Origin of the sequence: Nonomuraea corallina (genome assembly GCF_027620315.1) — a bacterium.
GTDB lineage: Bacteria > Actinomycetota > Actinomycetes > Streptosporangiales > Streptosporangiaceae > Nonomuraea > Nonomuraea corallina.
Window position 1 is genome coordinate 1 of the sequence record NZ_JAPNNL010000344.1, and the last position, 1,522, is coordinate 1,522.

Below are 1,522 nucleotides of genomic sequence, written 5' to 3' on the forward strand. Positions count from 1 at the left end.
TCTGGCCCTTCGGCCCGCTCACGTACGGCAGGATGGTGTTGACCATGATCTGCGCGTCGCCGGCCTGCACCTGATAGCGGTCCGGATAGGCGGACACCTGGACAGCCTGTGCCACCGCGCCGACCGAGGCGGTCTTCCAGCTGTTGTTCGGGTAGAGCCGGATCATCTTGTCGAGGAAGGCGTTGGTGGCCCACGTCGGGTTGAGGCGCTGGGACGCGCTGCCCCAGGAGGCGCGCTGCTGGAACAGCCCCAGGCTGTCGTGGTCGACCTCCTCGCTGATGTTCTGGACGCTGGTCTCCACGATGACCGTGGCCATGGCGATCACGGCGGCTCTGGGGTCCAGCCCGCGGTCGTGGACGGCTTTGATCACCATGCGGGCGCAGGACACCCGGTAGGCGGACATGTAGCCGCGCATCTTGGCCTTGAGCGAGCTGTTGAGCTGGTTGGCCAGGGCGGTGTCGGTCGAGGTGGTGCCGCGGGGGTCACAGGCGGCGAGCTGGTAGGCGGCGGTGACGTCCGACGCCACCGTGGGCTCCGGCTGCGGGTCGGCCGTCGCGGGCTGCGCCACGGCCGCCGATAAGACGAGAGCGGTGGCGGCGGTCACGGCCGCGAGGGCGGCGGTCCTGGAGAATCCGAACATGGATGGTCAGCCCTTCAGCTGGCGAGGTGGGGCGCCGGTGCCTTTCCGGTCGCCAAAAAGCTGACACCCGCCGCTGTAGATCCCCTGCAATCCGCATCCAAAAGAACCCGGGGTGAAAGCCGCGCCGGTCCGCCGGAAGCCTGGAGGACGCCGTACGCCCGGCGTGTCCGGAAGAACGGTTGGAGCGGCTTTACAGCGGTTTTGCAGAAGGGCGGCGGACACTTCCGCCCATGAAGCCTCCCGTGCGAAACGCCGCCAGCTCCTACCGCCGGCTCCGCCCCGCTCTGGCCGTGACCGTCGCCGCCATGGGCGCGGTCATGCTCTCCCCCGCGCCCGCCTCGGCGGTCTCCCGCCCGGCGATCGTCGCCGTGGCGCAGGACCAGCTCGGCAATGCCACGCGCAACCGGGAGTCGCCGCTGGGCAGCGGCTGCAACTACTACACGGGCTTGTTCCGCAGCTGGAAACCCTCCGCGGGCTGCCCGTCCAGCGACGGCGTCCAGTGGCGCGACAGCGACTGGTGCGCCGACTTCGCCAAGTACGTCTGGAAGAACGCCGGCGTGCCCTACGCCGACGTGCCCGAGGGCAGCGGCGGCATCCTCACCGGCTGGGCGTCGTCGTTCAAGGACTACGGCGTCAAGCACGGCACCTGGCGGACCCGCGCCAGCGGTTACCAGCCGCAGCCCGGCGACGCCGTCGTCTTCGACTGGGACCAGAGCGGCGACATCGACCACGTCGGCATCGTGAGCTCGGCGAACTCCAGCACGGTCTACACGATCGAGGGCAACAGCGACGACCGGATCAGAACCAAGTCCTACGCGCGCTCCAACGCCGACATCGTCGGCTACAGCGCTCCCGTCGGGGCGGCCTCGATCCGGGGAACCG

General features: G+C 69.6%; 2 protein-coding genes. One reads left to right on the top strand and one right to left on the bottom strand.

What is annotated here, in order from left to right; translation table 11 throughout:
• Window positions 1–640 (bottom strand): hypothetical protein (locus OUY22_RS36605; protein WP_270159906.1); only part of this gene is annotated, 640 nt, incomplete at its 3' end.
• 242 nt (window positions 641–882) lie between these two features.
• On the opposite strand from OUY22_RS36605, the gene OUY22_RS36610 reads away from it, so the two are divergent.
• On the top strand, window positions 883–1,522 hold a 640-nt coding region (locus OUY22_RS36610), incomplete at its 3' end, for a CHAP domain-containing protein (RefSeq protein WP_270159907.1).